The sequence below is a fragment of the Bartonella sp. CL71SXKL genome (genome assembly GCF_042194935.1).
Taxonomy (GTDB): Bacteria; Pseudomonadota; Alphaproteobacteria; order Rhizobiales; family Rhizobiaceae; genus Bartonella.
This window is the reverse complement of record NZ_JBHINI010000121.1, coordinates 1-645: the sequence shown is the minus strand read 5'-3', so window position 1 is coordinate 645 and position 645 is coordinate 1. Positions and strand designations below refer to the sequence as shown.

The 645-nt window shown below is 49.9% G+C and carries 1 protein-coding gene; it reads right to left on the bottom strand.

Annotation, left to right across the window (positions count from 1 at the left end):
• A partial coding sequence (locus tag ACFILA_RS10035; RefSeq protein WP_375661159.1) for a hypothetical protein occupies nt 1-645 on the bottom strand: 645 nt, incomplete at both ends.

Here is a 645-nt window from a genome sequence, read left to right as displayed (position 1 = left end):
ATGAACGGGGGCATTTGTTGCTGGTTGTGCTTGAATGGCAACATTTTGATGCGACAGAATTGTTTGAGAAACAGATAGCCCGTTATGAGAAACCAGGGTGATATCTCCTGCTCCATAAACACTTTCAGCGACAATCGCACCTTGACTGCTCTGGAGATCAACATCCCCTTGGGTGCCAAGAACAACAACACCAGCAGCACCCGTTGCCGCCATATCAACCCCACCGGCTAAAAGCTGCGCCTGTATATCACCACCGGCATGCGCCTTGAGGTTCCCTTGCGCTAAAACAATCCCCTCAAGCTTCAAGTCTCCGCCCGATTCAAGAGCCATATCAGCGCCTGATCCTAGCCCTGAAACTTGAAGTGTCTGGCGCGAAGAAAGCTCCATATTGCCCCCAGAGGTTGCTTTACCGGCAATCGATAAAAGCCCATCCTGCGCCTCTATCTTCAAATGACCATCAGCGCCAACCGTTTCTAACGTCACATCCTTATGGGCGGCAATATCAATATGCTTTTTCGAGGTGATGTGTTTTGCCAATATGCTCTGGCTTTTCGATTTGAGGACAACGCCCCCATGACCAAAAACATTCTTCAACGAGATTTTCCCGTCAGCAGAAAGATGCAACTGCCCCGCATTGGCTGCCAT